Origin of the sequence: Planococcus donghaensis MPA1U2, assembly GCF_000189395.1 — a bacterium.
Taxonomy (GTDB): Bacteria; Bacillota; Bacilli; order Bacillales_A; family Planococcaceae; genus Planococcus; species Planococcus donghaensis_B.
Genome location: NZ_AEPB01000006.1, coordinates 1 through 17,070 on the forward strand (window position 1 = coordinate 1; position 17,070 = coordinate 17,070).

Consider the following 17,070-nt stretch of genomic DNA (forward strand, 5'->3'; position numbering starts at 1 on the left):
GCCAGTAAACGAAAGATAAATACATTTATCAATACACAAAAGGAGAATCCTAATCCCATAGGATTCATCCTTTCAAACTGTAGTCAGACTCGATTTATTCGAGTGGTCTACAGTTTTTTTATGGGAATCCATCGCTCCGGTCGCTTTGAGTAGAGCAAAGATGATTGCTCCTGCGCAAGCTCGTCTCAAAAGAGGAGCCAAAATCGCCCCTACTTGGCTCTCGTGAGAATACAGTGCCAATAAATGGAAATTTAAAAGGGGAGTAATCCGAAAAGAAACACGCGCCTACTAAGAATAACTCCAAGAAGAAATTAATCGAGATCGAGAAAATCATGGTAAAAAATAACTCACCATCTCATTGATTACATGTGCGATTTGGTTGGCTGGCACAAGGTCTTAAATATCAAAGATAGCAAAGCCTTGTTGGTTGTTATAAATGGACGATTTTTTTGTATCCTTTTTTCGTTTTAAAACGGCTGATGGGAATGGAGACGGCGACTCCAGCGGGAACAGCGCGAGCCGAAGACCCTGGACTGAGCGAAGCGAGGGAAGCGGCTAAGGCCGTGCCCGCGGAAAGCGTCCGTCGGAATGGACATCAGCCCTTTCTTTAGAAGACGAAAAGGGACCGCCCCTAAAAGTCACTTTTCATGACATTTTGGGACAGCCCCTTTTATTGTAGGCTAGCCGCCAATATACGACATACCAATTTTGTTGCGATTTTTCGCTGTTAGTTCGGTGCGTTCATCAGAATATCGATCGTCTCTTCGTTCCCAAACAGCTGAAATTTTCTCTAACAATTCTTCATCATCTAACCCACTGCGAATTAGTTCACGAATATCGAAATGCCCTGTTGCGAATAGGCAAGTATAAAATTTGCCGTCTGACGATAAACGCGCACGTGTACAAGAAGAACAAAAAGACTCAGATACAGATGTGATAAATCCGACTTGTCCTTCCCCTTCTTCAAATCGATAACGTTTCGCTACTTCTCCGTAATAATCTTTATCTACTGGCTCTAGTTGATAAACAGATTGTAACTTCTCTAAAATTTGTTTTTTGGTCACTACTTTTTTAAAGCTCCAACCGTTATCGTTTCCAACATCCATAAATTCGATAAATCGTAATGTGATGCCGCGTTCTTTAAAATAAGCCGTCATCGGCAAAATCTCATGTTCGTTGACGTCTTTTTGAACAACCATATTGACTTTAATTTCAAATCCGACTTGTTGAGCAAAATCGATTTGTTTTAAAATATGTGAAGGATCAATTCCTCTGCCATTCAGTTTGCCGAATAATTCTGGGTCCAAAGCATCTAAGCTAATATTCAAACGGCGAAGTCCTGCATCATATAAAGCTTGCGCTTGATTTCCAAGCAATAATCCATTAGTCGTCAAGCCGATGTCTTCTACCCCTTCAACTGAAAGAATTTTTTCAACTAGTTGAGGCAATCCTCTGCGCATTAACGGTTCTCCACCAGTTAGGCGAATTTTTTTGACGCCCATTGCTACAAAAACTTTTGTTAAGCGGTGGATTTCTTCAAATGACAATAATTCCTGCTTTGGTAAAAATGCATAATCGTCACCGAATACTTCTTTTGGCATACAATAAGAGCAACGGAAATTACAGCGATCGGTAACCGATATTCGCAAATCCCGTATTGGACGTTGGAATTGGTCCTGTACTGGGTTTATAGCCATACTGCCACCTCCTCTTTTAATCATCCGGGTGATTTAGATTACGAAAAACAAGTTGATCTTCATGGATGGTCGATGTATCTATCCATCTAGTTGTGACTTTCTCCATAAAATTCATCACCCGTAATTGTCCGTTTTCTAGTTCGTTTTTTAGCTGATTTTTAATGCGCCCATCCCAAATGCTAAACAAGGGGATTTTTTCGGCATGGTTCAAAACAGCCGTTATATCAGCAGACGTATCTGCTAAAGCAACAAGTTTTTTTGTTTCTTCAGGTCCGACGAAAGGCATATCACACGGTAACACTACATATTTGTCTGCCTGTATTGCAATCATACCTGAGTAAATTCCAGCTAGCGGACCTTTTCCTTTGACCCATTCTGCATCTGTAATGACGTCATAGTTTGATGAAAAACGTGACACCAATTCTGGTCTGGATACAATGACAACACGATCACACACTCCAGCTAATGCGCGGTATGCACATTCGTAAAAATACTCTCCTTCTATTTCAGCAAATGCTTTAGGGGAGCCGAAACGTCGAGACAAGCCGCCTGCAAGTAATATTCCGACAGTCAAATTCACCCTCCGCTTACCGGCGGGATAAAAGCAACCACATCTCCAGACGCTAACACATCTGTTGGTAACGCGTATTCTTCATTCACAGCTAAACGGGCTGCACCACTCAGAAATTCCGGGTATTTTTCATTCGCCCATTGCCATAATTCTTCAACAGTTTTTCCTGCCATGTCCACTTGTTCTTCTGAGATACCGGTTTGTTCTTTAAGGCCTGCAAAATATCGTAAGCTGATCATACTGATTCCCCTTCTGGTTTTTTCTTTTGGTCGCCAATCCACTCTTCTCCGTCTTCCCAAATTTCTTTTTTCCAAATTGGTACAATTTCCTTAATTCGTTCTATGGCATATTCATTTGCTTCATATGCCGATTTTCTATGCGGAGATGACACTGCGATTACTACCGCAATGTCGCTTATTTGTAACTCGCCAATGCGATGAGCTATCGCAACTTTTGTGCCTTCCCAACGCTGCTCTATTTCCTCGCCAATTTGGGCTAGTTTTTTCTCAGCCATTGGTATATAAGCTTCATATGATAAATACATGGTTCGCACACCTTTTGTCCATTCACGAACATGTCCTGTAAACAAAGTTACTGCTCCTGCTTCTGGTCGCAAAACAAAATCTGCATAAAGTTGAGGATTGATTTGGGTTGTTACTATTTCAAACGCTTTCATGACTGTCACCATCCATCCAATTGATAAACCAATTCGCTAATTGCTTACTGTCATTCTGCAGAATCAGGCGCACATTGTCCAGTTCTACTACTTTTGGAGAAACAACCAGTTGAATGTGTTTCAGCTTTTGTAGGCTGACCCAATCATCTTCAGAATTGAGTAATACTATTTTTTCGTACTGCGCTTCTTTAAACCCTTCTACCAAGATCAAATCTGGATTTAAGTTGCTAGCAACTGTGATTAAATCATCTAAAGTTGCCTGTTGTTTTTGCTGATGCATTTGAATAACGCCATCTCCATAAGCAACAGAACAATCTGCTCCTTGATCGAAATGTTGCATGCTATCGGTTTTAGCATCAGGCATATTGAGTGCCCCGCCATGCCCGTGATGCTTGATTGTAGAGATTGTTTTTCCTCTACTTTTTGCAAGTTTAAGCAATTGCAAAGTTACTGTTGTTTTGCCGCTATTTTTAAACCCCACTATTTGCAATACTTTCACAGTTGCCACCTAGCCGCCCCTTCTTCTGAACCGAGCAGCAAAACGTCCACAGTATCTCCTGCTTCGTAGCCTCGCGAACCGCCCGGCAACACAATTAAGGCATTGCCTCGTGCAATAGAAGACACGGCATTAGATTTGTTGAAGCCTGCTGGCGATGCTAACTGTCCATCATAAGTTGCTCGAACAAATCGAGTAAATGGATTGGCTTTTGTAAAATCTTCACCGAGAGTTGCAGTGGTGTGTGGCATATATAACTTTTGGGCACCCATCATTTTCAAAAGTGCTGGACGCACAAACAGTTCAAATCCTGTAAAACAAGCTGATGGGTTGCCTGATAAACCGAACAACAAGCGACCATTTGCTATTGCAACTGTCGTTACACTGCCTGGGCGCATAGCGACTTTATTGAATAATACTTGTGCTTTAAGTTTTTCATAAATAGCTGGAAGAAAATCGAAATCCCCGACAGAAACACCACCTGTAGTTATAAGGCAATCTGTTTCTTCTGCCGCTTTTTTTATAACCTGATAACTTTCATCTAAATTATCGACTGACATGCCATACATTTTACAAGTTAAGCCCATCCGCTTTAACTGAGCTACAATCATTGGGCCATTGCTATTGCGAATTTTGCCGGGTACTAAATCATCTTCAACTGCTAATAATTCTGTCCCTGTAGAAAGAATGCCCACTATAGGCTGTTTTGCTACAAGAACTTGTGAATAACCAAAAGTTGCGAGCAATGCCACAGTTCCTGGGTTAATAAAACTTCCACTGTCGATTACGACTTCATCTTTCTGAAGATCTTCGCCTTGCAAAGATACGTTTTCTAAAGGTAAAAACGGCTTTCGAATGGTGATGCCGTCATCCGTTTCTATAGTTTGTTCAAACATAACAACCGCATCTGCCGCTTTTGGAAGCTGTGCTCCTGTCATAATGCGGATGGCCTCAAATGCTTGCAGTTGTTTTGTAGAAACTTCTCCTGCTCCTATATGGTCAATTACTTTAAACGCAATTCGGTTATCACCCGATGCTCCTTCAGAATCTATTGAACGAATAGCAAATCCATCATAAGGCGAACGGTCGAACGGCGGCACATCGCTCGAAGCAACGATTGGTTCTGCTAGAATACGACCGTAACTTTCTTCTAAATTTACTTTTTCAGCACCAATTGTAACAGCCTGTTCTACTACTTTCTTTACCGCTTCTGCAACAGCTAGCGGCGTCCGTTTTTCGACCATTCTACTTCAGCTCCTTTAAAGAAAACAAAGTTTCTATTGTGTTTTACTGCTTATGTATTTTCTAGGTTTTTGTAAATTTCTTATCGTACTAAACTTATACAAACAGCTAGTGCCTGTCAAACAAGGATTTTCCTATAAAAGAAAAAACCTTGAAAATTGAACCTTTCAAGGTTTTTCAACTAAATCATTTGTTCAGGAGTTTACTCAATCACTCACAACTTCAGCATTAGCATGTACTGCCATTTCTGCATTTTTAGCTCGAAGTCTTCGAATATCAAGACGAATTACAAGAGATATAACAAGTGCTACAACAAACAGGCCTGCAAAGAACATCAGACTGCCTTCGTAACTTCCTGTTTTGTCTTTCATGTAAGCTGCAAATAATGGTCCCGCAAGACCAGCTGCTGCCCATGCTGTCAAAATGTATCCGTGAATCGCACCAAGTTGCTTCGTGCCAAAAATATCAGCAATATATGCTGGAATTGATGCAAATCCACCACCGTAGCAAGTATAAATGATCGCTAGCATAATTTGGAAGAATAACGCATTTGTTGTAAACGGCAAGAACGCAAACAATGCAATTTGAATAACAAAAAATGCAGTGTATGTGTTTGGACGACCAATGTAATCAGAAATTGTAGCCCAGCCAAGACGGCCAAGACCGTTAAAGATTCCAAGAACACCAACTAATGCTGCCGCTTGAACGGTCGTCATGCCGATACTGTCAATTGCCATTGGTTTGGCAGCTGATAAAATCGCAATCCCGCATGTCACGTTGATAAACAACATAAACCATAAATAATAAAAACGTTTTGTTTTAATCGCTTCGTTCGCAGTCAGTTGAGACAAATCAATTTTTCGTTCGGCTTTTCCACTATTGAGTTTTTCTTCAAATCCAGCTGGAGACCATCCTTCTGGTGGCTTTTCGAGATAGAGTGAAGATAACAACATAATGGTTAAATAAGCTGCCCCTAAAATATAAAACGTCTGTTCTACGCCGACAGTGGTGATGAGCTGTTCCATAATCGGACTGCTAATCGCAGCTGCAAATCCAAAGCCCATAATAGCAAGACCTGTTGCTAACCCGCGACGGTCAGGAAACCATTTAACCAAAGTTGAAACCGGAGCAATATAGCCAATTCCAAGACCGATTCCCCCAAGAGCTCCGTAAAACACATACAACATCGGCAAAGAGGAAGCGCTTACAGCAAAACCTGATCCGATTATTCCAGTACCAAAAAACATAGCAGCGACTAGTCCCGCTTTACGAGGACCATACTTCTCAACAAAACTCCCAAAAAAAGCTGCAGATAATCCTAAAAATAAGATGGCAATACTAAATGTCAATTGCACTTGACTAGTTGACCAGCCAAATTGGTCGATTAAGGGGTTTGTAAAATTGCTCCATGCATAAACAGATCCAATTGATATATGAATCCCCACTGCAGATAAAGCAATCAGCCATCTGTTTTTTGGTTTCTTTTTCATTTTCTCTGACCTCCTGGTGAAATTGTATATAACTATATAAAATGATTTCTCAAAAAGAAAAATCATCAGTTTTCTGTAGTTACGTGGTTAATTTCCCAAGAAAAAAAGCTGTAAAACTACAGCTAAACTCTTGTTTGTAAATGTGATTACTTTGTGAATAATAAGACGATTAGAATCATAGCACCCTTCTTTTTATTTGTCACCAGATTTTTTTTCAAAAACTTCTTCCGGTTTTTCTCCAATAATTCTTTCGGGATGTGTATAAAGGTTAAATGAACTTCCTCGGATAAAACCGATTGCTGTGATCCCTAAGTCTTCAGCTAAAGTTAATGCCAGTTCTGTAGGAGCAGATTTTGAAAGAACAATTTCACAACCGATTTTTGCCACTTTCATCAAAATTTCAGAAGAAATCCTGCCGCTAAAGACGATTACTTTGTCGCGAACGTCAATATCATTCATCAAGCAATAGCCATATATTTTATCCAGTGCGTTATGCCTGCCAATATCCATACGAGAAACAATAATGCCATTTGCATCGCAAAGAGCCGCATTATGCACGCCGCCTGTTTGCTTAAACATTTCTGCTGACTCGCCCATCTCTGTCATAAGTTGAAAACAATTTTCAGGTGTTAATGTCACACGGACTTCTGTCATTTTCTTCGCAATCATGGCATCGTGTGCAAAAACAAATCCTTGACGACTCATCCCGCAGCAAGAACTAATAAATCGCTTATTTTGTAATTGCTCAAAAAATGGATAGACTTTTTTTGCAGTAATGTGCACCGTACCTGTTTTTTCTTCTACTCGAATGTCTTGGATATCTTTAAAGTTTGGGATGATTCGCTCAGAAACTAAAAATCCAATAGCCATTTCTTCCATCTTGTCGGGGGAACAAACGATAGTGATAAATTCTTTGCCGTTGATTTTGATAGTGGCTGGTTGTTCAACAACAACACGATCTTCTTTTTCGGTAAAAGCACCTTTTTCGAATCGAATGATTTTCCGTACTTTATCTTGTTTCATCGATGTTCTCTCCTATCTGCCCTGATTGATCAATTGGTCTATCGAAAAGAAAAACAGATACCGCAATATCATCTTCTATTTTGATATCTGAAAACAGGTGGACAAACTTAGCATTGACCAGTTTTTCCATGCCTTCTGGAGCAGCAGAAGCGTATACGCTTTGAATCATACGGGTCCGTGCTGCGTGAACCATTTCTTTTCCTTCAGGAGTTCTCGCGATAAATTGTTCGGAAGGGCTAAGGTTGCCATACAAAGTCGAGATCGCCATATCGTTGACAAATACCGTGTGGATCCGCTCTGGACCTTTGCCAAATAAACTTTTTCGTAATTTCCGAATGATGTCGTTAAATTCATGGATTTGTTTAGACATATGCTTCTACTCCCTATCGTCCGGATTTTTTTATTGAATAGTTTATATTTTAGTTGTATAAGACATTTTTACTGTTTATAATAATAGCATATGTTGGTACTGCCGTAAGTTATTGCGACAGCGCTTTCACTTTAACTGTATAAGCTTGGATTGGTCATTTAGCAAGTCCTGTTAAACCACTATTCCACTATGAAAACAAACACTTATCAAGTGTGTTTTTCATAGTGGATTTTTTTATATCAAAAAGGAGGATTTTGCATGTCGATAAAAATTAACGGCACCCTTACTGATTTTGAACAAGGAAAAACTATTTTACAAGTGCTGAACGAACAGAAAATTCTTCACCCTCAAATTTGTTATATGCCCGAACTCGATCCAATTGAAACTTGTGATACCTGCATCGTTGAAGTTGATGGCAAACTTGTTCGCTCATGTTCAACAAAAGCTGTAGCTGGTATGGATGTGCAACTTGCTTCCCCACGGGCGAAAGAAGCTCAAACTGAAGCGATGGATCGAATTCTTGAAAACCATTTGCTTTATTGTACTGTTTGCGACAACAACAACGGAAACTGTAAAGTTCATAACACGGTCGACATGATGGAAATTGAACATCAAAAATATCCTTACGAACCAAAATGTACAGTGGATGAAGTTGATTTAACAAATCCATTTTATCGGTACGATCCAAACCAGTGCATTGCATGTGGTCAATGTGTAGAAGTTTGTCAGAACTTACAAGTTAACGAAACATTAACAATGGATTGGTCGCGCGATCGTCCGATTGTTCTTTGGGACGGTGGCGCAAAAATCAATGACTCCTCATGTGTTAGCTGTGGTCAATGTGTAACGGCTTGTCCATGTAATGCGCTAATGGAAACCTCAATGCTCGGTGAAGCTGGCTTTATGACTGCAATCCCAGAAAAAGTTCTTAGCCCGATGATTGATTTGGTAAAAGATGTAGAACCAGGCTATAGCGGAATCATGGCTGTTTCTGATGCAGAAGCGAAAATGCGTGAAACACGCACGAAAAAAACCAAAACGGTTTGTACGTTCTGCGGTGTTGGTTGTTCGTTTGAAGTGTGGACAAAAGATCGCAAAATCTTAAAGATTCAACCCGTTTCAGAAGCACCTGCCAATCAAATTTCGACTTGTGTTAAAGGTAAATTCGGGTGGGATTTCGTCAACAGCGAAGAACGCATCACAACTCCTTTAATCCGGAAAGATGGCGAGTTTGTTGAAGCTAGCTGGGAAGAAGCGCTTGACCTTGTGGCTTCTAAATTTAAAGCAATTAAAGAACAAAACGGTAAAGACTCCATTGGTGTTATTTCTTCTTCAAAAATTACGAACGAAGACAACTATGTAATTCAAAAGTTAAGTCGTCAAGTATTTGAAACAAATAACGTCGACAACTGTTCACGTTATTGCCAATCCCCTGCAACTGATGGATTGTTCCGTACAGTTGGAATGGGCGGAGATGCGGGTACGATTAAAGATATTGGTAGCGCCGGGCTCGTGATTATTGTAGGGGCAAATCCCGCTGAAGGTCACCCCGTTCTAGCAACACGTGTAAAAAGTGCTCATAAATTACACGATCAGAAATTGATTGTGGCGGATATGCGTAAAAACGAAATGGCTGAACGCTCCGACCTGTTCATTACCCCTAAACAAGGTACTGACCAAGTATGGTTAATGGCTGTCACAAAATACATGATTGATCAAGGTTGGCACGATCAGCAATTTGTTGATGAAAACGTCAATTATTTTAACGAGTTTAAAGAAGTATTGGCTCAGTACACGCTAGAGTATGCTGAAAAACGGAGTGGCGTTTCAAAAGAAACGATTATCCGTACTGCAGAAATGATTCGTGATGCTGATGGCACGTGTATTCTTTGGGGCATGGGCGTTACACAAAACACAGGTGGATCTGATACGTCTGCTGCTATTTCCAACTTATTGTTAGCAACAGGAAATTACCGTCGTCCTGGTGCTGGCGCTTACCCACTTCGTGGTCATAACAACGTACAAGGTGCTTGCGATATGGGCTCACTTCCAGGTTGGTTACCAGGATACCAACACATCACCGACGACAATGCACGTCAAAAATTCGAGCAAGCTTACGGCGTGAAAATTGATGACAAGCCAGGCATGGACAATATCCAAATGCTACAAGCTGTGGATGAAGGCATTATGAAAGCGATGTACGTTGTTGGTGAAGATATGGCTTTAGTTGACTCTAATGCTAATCACGTTGATGAAGTTTTATCGAAGCTCGACTTTTTCGTTGTGCAAGACATCTTCTTCTCACGTACAGCACAATATGCAGATGTTATTTTACCAGCATCACCGTCACTTGAAAAAGATGGTACGTTTACTAATACAGAACGTCGTGTTCAACGTCTGTACAAAGCATTACCAGAATTAGGACAATCGAAAGCAGATTGGTGGATTGTTCAAGAAATTGCGAACCGTCTAGGTGCTGGCTGGAATTACAGTCACCCAAGTGAAATTTTTGCTGAAATGGCAAGCCTGTCTCCCCTATTTGCAAAAGCAGATTATACGAATATGGAAGGATGGGACAGTTTCTTATGGGGTAGCTTAGAAGGCGAAAGTACGCCTCTTCTATATGTAGATGGCTTTAACTTCCCGGATAAAAAAGCACGATTTGCTTTATCTGATTGGGTTGAGCCTGTTGTCTTTCCTCAAGAATACGATTTACACATTAACAACGGTCGTTTATTAGAGCATTTCCATGAAGGCAATATGACAGATAGATCTAAAGGAATTCTTTCTAAATTACCAGAGACTTTCGTTGAAGTGTCACCAAAACTTGCAAAAGAACGCGGACTTGAAGATGGCTCAACAGTGCGTCTTGTCTCACCATATGGCGCATTAAAATTACCGGTCATTGTAACAGATCGAGTAAAAGACAATGAGCTATTCTTGCCAATGAACTCTACCAAAAAAGAAACTGCCATTAATTTCTTAACGGGGCCGGCTGTTGACCAACGAACAAATACACCTGCCTATAAGCAGACGAAAGTTCGCATGGAAGTATTAAAAGATCACGTAAAACGTCCGCTACCAAAATCAAACCCGCGTGATAAAAAGCGCACGCCACAATCAGGCATTGAAGTCGAACGAAAATGGGCACGTGATGGCTATGTGCATTTGACAGATCAACGATAGAAAGGTGATGTCCTATGGCAAGTCCGATAACACAGATCAAGAAAAAAGAATGGACCTCTGAAGAAATCCGTCAACAAAAGCTTTATGAATTGGAAACGTTAATCGCTGAACAAAACGAGGCACTAAACAAACTATTAGCTATTACAGGCGATTTAGATGATGCCGGTGTTTTGGATGCTGTGGGCGCGATGGTCAAAGCCAAAGAAGGCATTGCCGAAGTGGTCATGGAACAAGCTACGCGTGAGCCGGTTACAAACCTCATCAACAATATGATGAGCGCTGCTGGTGCATTAACTGCGATCGATCCGGAGTCAACGGGCCGATTGGCAGCGAGTGCAGTTAGAGGGTTGAAAGAAGCTGAAGAACAAAATCAAAATGGCAAGAAAATTGGCGTATTCCAACTTCTCAAAGCTTTACGTGATCCAGATATTAATCGAACTATTAAGTTCGGCCTTAATTTTTTACGAGGAATGGGAAAAGAATTAGGTAAATAAGAAGATTTTTATAAACAGTTGCGGATACTCCGCAACTGTTTTTTATTGTGTAAAGGTAGATTACTTACGGTAGATTTCTAAAAGTTTAAAAACGCCCTATTATATAGAAGAAACTAAAATAAATGCGTCACTTTTTTTCTTTTTGTCTAGTAGATTTGAGTGAGAAATTCTGAGGTTATTGATTTCGCAAACAAAGGTGTACATCGCGCAAACAATGGGTTTTATACCGCAAACAAACTACTCTATCCCGCAAACAAGCTGTTGAATTCGGCAAACAAACTACTCTATCCTGCAAACAAACTCGATTTCACGAAATAAATAACTCAATAACCTACTATTTCCACCTTATAAAATTATACTTCTCGTTATTTCTAGTAAATAGTTACCTCTCTAGCTCCCCCTAGAACCTCCCCAACACTTAAAATCTATACTTTATCGTTCGATAACTGCTTTTGTCATGATATATTCGCTTTTATCCATTTCTTATGACAAAAAACCCCGACTGTTATATATTAATTAACAAGAAAACAAACTGTATTAATACAGTTGTTAATCAAATTTTTCAAATCAGAAAGGGATGGATGACATGGTCGCAAACAAACTTCAACAAATCGAGGAACTAAACACTAGCTGGGAAAATGACAGTCGCTGGAACGGCATTGAGCGTATGTATACGGCAGAGGAAGTTGTAAAGCTTCGCGGTTCTATACAAATCGAGCATACTTTAGCAAGAAAAGGTGCAGAGCGTTTATTCCGCTCGATTCACGAAGAGGATTTTGTAAACGCGTTAGGTGCTTTGACTGGGAATCAGGCCGTTCAACAAGTAAAAGCTGGCCTAAAAGCCATTTACTTGAGCGGCTGGCAAGTAGCTGCAGATGCTAACTCTGCAGGTCAAATGTATCCTGATCAAAGCTTGTACCCTGTTAATTCCGTCCCTGATGTTGTAAAGAAAATAAACCAGGCACTTCAACGTGCGGATCAAATTGACGGTGTTGAAGGCACTGAAGGATTTGATTGGTTTGCACCTATCGTGGCGGATGCTGAAGCAGGATTTGGCGGACCGTTAAACGTTTACGAATTGATGAAATCAATGATTGAAGCTGGAGCAGCTGGCGTTCACTTTGAAGACCAATTAGCATCTGAGAAAAAATGCGGACACTTAGGCGGTAAAGTATTGTTGCCAACTCAAAACGCCGTAAGAAACTTAGTTTCTGCTCGATTGGCAGCAGACGTACTTGGAGTACCAACATTAATCATCGCTCGTACAGACGCCGATGCAGCTGACTTAATCACTAGCGATATCGATCCTCGTGACCATAAATTCATCACAGGCGAGCGTACACCTGAAGGATTTTACCGGACGAATCCTGGGATTGACCAAGCCATTGCACGCGGCTTAGCATATGCGCCATACGCAGATCTTGTTTGGTGTGAAACGTCCCACCCGAACTTAGAAGAAGCACAACAATTTGCCGATGCAATTCACGCAGAATTCCCTGGTAAATTGCTTGCATATAACTGTTCACCTTCATTCAACTGGAAAGCGAAGCTTGATGAAGAAACAATTGCGAAATTCCAAGTTGAACTTGGCAAAATGGGGTATAAGTTCCAATTCGTTACACTAGCTGGGTTCCATTCTTTAAACCACAGCATGTTTGAACTTGCTTATGACTACAAAGATCACGGCATGGCTGCATATTCGAAACTTCAGCAAGCCGAGTTTGCGAACGAATCAAAAGGTTACACAGCGACTCGTCACCAACGCGAAGTTGGAACAAGCTATTTTGACGAGATTTCACAAATCGTTTCAGGTGGAACGAGTTCCACAACAGCAATGAAAGGTTCTACTGAAACCGCTCAATTTACTACAACTAAATAAACAAAACTTATATGACTAGCATCTATTTCACCGCCATGGCATTCACCCAAAATAAACTAACTTATTGGAGGAGATTCATATGAAAACGACAAAAACTTACGAGACACGCACAATGAAAGAATGCCGCGAGTGCGGATGCGAAATCAAAGAGCAGCAACAGTCAATCATCTACGAATGTGAACGTTGCATGTGCAATAAAGACGAATAAAACAAAAAACACAAGCCACTCGAAATTGAGTGGCTTGTGTTTTTTATATCAGTTCCATTATACATACTGAAAAATTATAGGAGTAACTAAACACTTATTTACTTTTACTAACTTTTAAAATTAAAAAGTTTGGGCTCTTCATTAGCTTCGCATATTGTTCGGGTGCTAGTTTTTTGAATATCTCAGTTGGTTTTGGTTCTATTATTTTTTCGATTGTAAAGTGAGCAAGTAGTGACTCAAAAACTTCACCTAAAGATCTACGGAAAAACGGCACTTTGTAAGTCTTTCCTCCTTTGTTCCACGAATCCACAATTAGCTCTGTGCTAAAATAATCGACGTCTTCTAATAATTGGAGATCTGTTAGCGGATGATGAATCGATAAAAGAAAGCTGCCTCCAGGTTTTAATACTCGGTGAAGTTCTTTAAATGTCTCTCTCCACTCTTTTAAATAATGTAATGTTAACGAGCTAACAACCACATCAAACGTTTCATCTTGAAAAGGTAAGGTTTCTTCTAAATCCAAACAAATTACAGAGGCTTTGTCTCCCAGTAATTTATGCGTGTGCTTGACCATTTCTGGACTAATATCTACCGCTGTTATTTGTGCACCTCGATGAGCAAATTGCTCAGAATACCAACCAGCAGAACAGCCCGCATCGAGTATATGTAACCCGGTCAACTTTTGTGGGACTAGTTGCATCATCGCCGGTCTTTCATATTGCGTATTGTATAAATTATTCGCATCTCCCATTTGCTTATAAATGCCTGCTAGCTCATTAAATACATCCACTACTTGGTTTTTCATACTTACTCCCCAATCTCATCGATTAATTCTATACAATACGTGTCGCTCAAGAGAATTACCCTTTTCGAGCTTCGGATGATCAAATTCTCCCACTTGAATCATGCCAACTCTTTTCATCACGCTTTCAGAAGGCTTGTTAATTGCCGCAGTAAAAGAATACACTTGCTTCATGTTTAATGGGCCAAACGCATACGCTAAACAAGCTTCCGCTCCTTCTGTTGCGTAACCGTTTTTCCAAAATCGTTTGTCTAAGCGCCAACCAATTTCTGCAGAACCTTTCCCTTCTATCTCCATTGTAATTTCCAGTAATCCGATAAAACCGATAAACGCTTCGTCTTCTTTTCGTTCTACTGCCCACATTGTATAGCCTTTATCATCCATATGCGCTTCAAAGCGATCTATTAATTGATTCGCTTGGGCTTTCGACAATCGTTCAGGAAAATAACGCATCACTTCTACGTCTTTAGACATAGCAGAAAATTTGTCTCGGTCTGTGTTTTTCCAACGCCTAAATCCTAACCTTTTGGATTCAAAAAGATAGTTCGTCAAAAGTCTTCAGCCCCCTTTTTTAATTCATATCCCAAATTATTTTCGCTCTTCTATATTACCAAATTTCGGCATTATTAAAAACCGCATACGTAATTGTCATCTTTCAAAGCATTATTTAATAAAACATAAAAATAATAAAGAAATATCAAAAATAAAGATTGCAATATGCAGTATTTTTTTGCATTATTATAGATAGGGATAATTATTAATGCAAAAAAATTTTGCGTCTAACATTTTATTCTACATATGTTGAAGGTTCACTACATCTTCAACGATTTGTTCCGTTATAAAATACAGAGAAGATTGGGGCAATAAAAAATGATCGTAAAAAACTTCTTTATCCACCTTTCAGAAAACCAACTTTTAAATAAAGCTGCTCAAAATTACGGTTTCAAACTTGGAGCTCATAGCGTAGTTGCGGGAACCAACATTGAAGAAGCCATTGGCAGCATCAAAGAACTAAATGCACAAGGCATTAGTTGCACGATTGATAACCTTGGAGAATTTGTCCACGATAAAGCAGAAGCGTTAGCAGCAAAAAATCAGATCTTGGGTGTAGTGGATGCGATCCACAACCACGATGTAGATGCGCATATCTCATTAAAGCCTTCTCAATTAGGTCTGGATATCGACTATGCCTTCTGTTTTGAAAACATTAAAGAAATTGTTGATAAAGCATCTCACTACGGGATTTTTATCAATATTGATATGGAAAACTATGATCGCCTACAACCTTCATTTGACTTGATGGAAGAGTTGTCTAAAGACTATGACAACATTGGTACCGTAATTCAATCGTATTTCCTAAGAGCTCAAGAAGACATTAAAAAATATAGCAACTACCGTCTTCGCATTGTAAAAGGTGCATACAAAGAGCCGGAAGCTGTTGCATACCAAACAAAAGAAGAAATTGATGCGAATTATATCGAATTGATCGAGTACCATTTGTTAAACGGTAAGTTTACTTCAATTGCAACTCACGATCATAACGTCATTAATCATGTTAAACAATTTGTCATTGACCATAATATTTCAAATGATAAGTTTGAATTCCAAATGCTTTATGGTTTCCGTAAAGAAATGCAGTTTGAACTTGCAGCGCAAGGTTATAATTTCTGTACGTATATTCCTTTCGGCACAGATTGGTATGGTTACTTCATGCGTAGACTTGCTGAGCGTCCTCAAAACTTGAACTTGGTCGTTAAACAAGTATTTACGAAAAAAACGAATACGGCATTAGGCGTAGTAGCTGGCGCATTTTTACTCGGCCGCTTAACAAGCAAAAAGTCATAAGGTTCTATTTATAGGGTTATTACTTCACTAACCACATACGCTTTTGATATCAACTAAACTATTAACACCAAAAAACCTGTAAACCATAGACGGCTTGCAGGTTTTTTGGTGTTCACTAATAAATATTGATAAATACAGAAACAAAATAATATTAAATTTCGATGATTTTCATTGCAGTATGAATTTCTTCTTTTGGCGAGTCAAGTACCCATTCATTTGGATAATGTCCCAGTGGGTTGCAAATACACTCAATGCCTTTATATTCTTCATGGTACCGAGAATGCGTGTGACCAAAAATCATTTTTTTCACATTATATTTTTCGGCCAACTCTCCAAATTTTGAACTTCCCATCATGGCGTTAAAAAAATCCCATATCGGCTCATCTTTAATTTGGATAAAATGAGCGAAAGGTACAAAATGATTAACTAAAATAATATTTTTGTCTTGATGTTCTATTAACCACTGTTCAAGTTTTGCTGCATACTTCTCGGTGACTGCTTTATCTTTCTCTGGCCAATGGGCGTGAAGTTTGTCTGGCCATGTAAAATTACTGCAGCGACCGATTTCAAACTCTTCTTCCGTAAATCCAGAAACACCTAATGAATAGTCGTACCATCCCCCATCCCCGATGACGACCCACTCTTCATTTAACTCCACTGGTCCTCTTCCTAAATTTCCTGGAAAAGCTAATAATTTATCATATGCTATAGTCGAATCTTCATGATAAATATCGTGATTGCCGTGAACATACAACACTTGAACCTGGGGCAATTCGTTTTGTAATTTAGTTAGTAAATTGAGGCTTTTTTCAGGTCCAGTTGCCATATCACCGCACAGGATAAAAACATCTGGCGCATGTTGAAGCAAACTGTCCCTTAAAAGCGATAGTATATCAGTCTCGGTTTTTTTTGGTTTAACCCTTCATGAATATCCGATAAAATCGCAATTTTCACTGAGCATTCCTCCTATGAGAAGCATACTAGTCGTTTAAACTATCCCTAACTATAGAAGATATTAATATTTCGTTACACATCTATTATAACTGATTTTTCAATCTTTTATGAGCTAGAGCTAAAATGTTTCATAAAAA

At 39.6% G+C, this 17,070-nt stretch carries 17 protein-coding genes; 5 read left to right on the forward strand and 12 right to left on the reverse strand.

Annotated elements, in window-relative coordinates; genetic code table 11:
- Nucleotides 1-680 precede the first annotated feature (680 nt).
- The 9 genes from moaA to GPDM_RS01655 form a co-directional block, all read right to left on the reverse strand.
- Entirely contained in the window at nucleotides 681-1,697 is a 1,017-nt protein-coding gene (moaA, locus tag GPDM_RS01615) for a GTP 3',8-cyclase MoaA (RefSeq protein WP_008428280.1), read from the reverse strand.
- Nucleotides 1,698-1,713: 16 nt separating this feature from the next.
- The gene (locus GPDM_RS01620) at nucleotides 1,714-2,277 is read right to left on the reverse strand and encodes a molybdenum cofactor guanylyltransferase (protein WP_237704116.1); all 564 of its coding nucleotides are present in this window, start codon (nucleotides 2,275-2,277) and stop codon (nucleotides 1,714-1,716) included.
- Nucleotides 2,274-2,507, reverse strand: a complete 234-nt coding sequence (gene moaD / locus GPDM_RS01625) for a molybdopterin converting factor subunit 1 (RefSeq protein ID WP_008428284.1) — start codon at nucleotides 2,505-2,507, stop codon at nucleotides 2,274-2,276. Before moaD ends, GPDM_RS01620 begins: the two co-directional genes overlap by 4 nt.
- Nucleotides 2,504-2,944, reverse strand: coding sequence for a molybdenum cofactor biosynthesis protein MoaE (locus GPDM_RS01630; RefSeq protein WP_008428286.1), 441 nt, complete (start codon nucleotides 2,942-2,944; stop codon nucleotides 2,504-2,506). Before GPDM_RS01630 ends, moaD begins: the two co-directional genes overlap by 4 nt.
- Complete coding sequence (gene mobB, locus GPDM_RS01635; protein WP_008428289.1) at nucleotides 2,931-3,452, reverse strand: molybdopterin-guanine dinucleotide biosynthesis protein B; 522 nt, start codon at nucleotides 3,450-3,452, stop codon at nucleotides 2,931-2,933. The genes GPDM_RS01630 and mobB overlap by 14 nt, the downstream gene beginning before the upstream one ends.
- Entirely contained in the window at nucleotides 3,440-4,684 is a 1,245-nt protein-coding gene (locus GPDM_RS01640; protein WP_008428292.1) for a molybdopterin molybdotransferase MoeA, read from the reverse strand. Before GPDM_RS01640 ends, mobB begins: the two co-directional genes overlap by 13 nt.
- A 204-nt stretch (nucleotides 4,685-4,888) precedes the next feature.
- Nucleotides 4,889-6,172 (reverse strand): L-lactate MFS transporter, encoded by a 1,284-nt coding sequence (locus GPDM_RS01645; protein ID WP_008428294.1) that lies wholly within the window; start codon nucleotides 6,170-6,172, stop codon nucleotides 4,889-4,891.
- A 192-nt stretch (nucleotides 6,173-6,364) separates the two neighbouring features.
- The gene (gene fdhD / locus GPDM_RS01650; protein ID WP_008428297.1) at nucleotides 6,365-7,195 is read right to left on the reverse strand and encodes a formate dehydrogenase accessory sulfurtransferase FdhD; all 831 of its coding nucleotides are present in this window, start codon (nucleotides 7,193-7,195) and stop codon (nucleotides 6,365-6,367) included.
- Complete coding sequence (locus tag GPDM_RS01655) at nucleotides 7,182-7,565, reverse strand: Na-translocating system protein MpsC family protein (RefSeq protein ID WP_008428298.1); 384 nt, start codon at nucleotides 7,563-7,565, stop codon at nucleotides 7,182-7,184. Before GPDM_RS01655 ends, fdhD begins: the two co-directional genes overlap by 14 nt.
- A 258-nt stretch (nucleotides 7,566-7,823) precedes the next feature.
- On the opposite strand from GPDM_RS01655, the gene fdhF reads away from it, so the two are divergent.
- The 4 genes from fdhF to GPDM_RS16690 all read left to right on the forward strand — a co-directional run bounded on the left by fdhF (nucleotide 7,824) and on the right by GPDM_RS16690 (nucleotide 13,332).
- A complete protein-coding gene (gene fdhF, locus GPDM_RS01660) occupies nucleotides 7,824-10,751 on the forward strand; it encodes a formate dehydrogenase subunit alpha (protein WP_008428300.1) in 2,928 nt (975 codons plus the stop codon).
- 14 nt (nucleotides 10,752-10,765) lie between these two features.
- Complete coding sequence (locus GPDM_RS01665) at nucleotides 10,766-11,245, forward strand: helical membrane plugin domain-containing protein (RefSeq protein ID WP_008428303.1); 480 nt, start codon at nucleotides 10,766-10,768, stop codon at nucleotides 11,243-11,245.
- Nucleotides 11,246-11,831: 586 nt separating this feature from the next.
- The gene (aceA, locus tag GPDM_RS01670; protein ID WP_008428305.1) at nucleotides 11,832-13,124 is read left to right on the forward strand and encodes an isocitrate lyase; all 1,293 of its coding nucleotides are present in this window, start codon (nucleotides 11,832-11,834) and stop codon (nucleotides 13,122-13,124) included.
- A 79-nt stretch (nucleotides 13,125-13,203) separates the two neighbouring features.
- Nucleotides 13,204-13,332 carry a hypothetical protein gene (locus GPDM_RS16690; RefSeq protein WP_008428307.1) on the forward strand — a complete coding sequence of 43 codons (129 nt, stop codon included), beginning with the start codon at nucleotides 13,204-13,206 and terminating at the stop codon, nucleotides 13,330-13,332.
- Nucleotides 13,333-13,426: 94 nt separating this feature from the next.
- Here the strand turns inward: GPDM_RS16690 and GPDM_RS01675 are convergent, their stop codons facing one another.
- Both GPDM_RS01675 and GPDM_RS01680 read right to left on the reverse strand, forming a co-directional pair.
- Nucleotides 13,427-14,137, reverse strand: a complete 711-nt coding sequence (locus tag GPDM_RS01675) for a class I SAM-dependent methyltransferase (RefSeq protein ID WP_008428309.1) — start codon at nucleotides 14,135-14,137, stop codon at nucleotides 13,427-13,429.
- 15 nt (nucleotides 14,138-14,152) lie between these two features.
- On the reverse strand, nucleotides 14,153-14,686 hold the full coding sequence (locus GPDM_RS01680; RefSeq protein ID WP_008428310.1) for a GNAT family N-acetyltransferase: 534 nt from the start codon (nucleotides 14,684-14,686) through the stop codon (nucleotides 14,153-14,155).
- Between the two features lie 318 nt (nucleotides 14,687-15,004).
- Between GPDM_RS01680 and GPDM_RS01685 the strand changes: the two genes are divergently transcribed.
- A complete protein-coding gene (locus tag GPDM_RS01685; RefSeq protein ID WP_008428312.1) occupies nucleotides 15,005-15,979 on the forward strand; it encodes a proline dehydrogenase family protein in 975 nt (324 codons plus the stop codon).
- Between the two features lie 151 nt (nucleotides 15,980-16,130).
- On the opposite strand, the gene GPDM_RS01690 is transcribed toward GPDM_RS01685, so the two are convergent.
- Nucleotides 16,131-16,847: a metallophosphoesterase gene (locus GPDM_RS01690; RefSeq protein WP_008428313.1), complete on the reverse strand. Its 717-nt coding sequence runs from the start codon at nucleotides 16,845-16,847 to the stop codon at nucleotides 16,131-16,133.
- Nucleotides 16,848-17,070 lie beyond the last annotated feature (223 nt).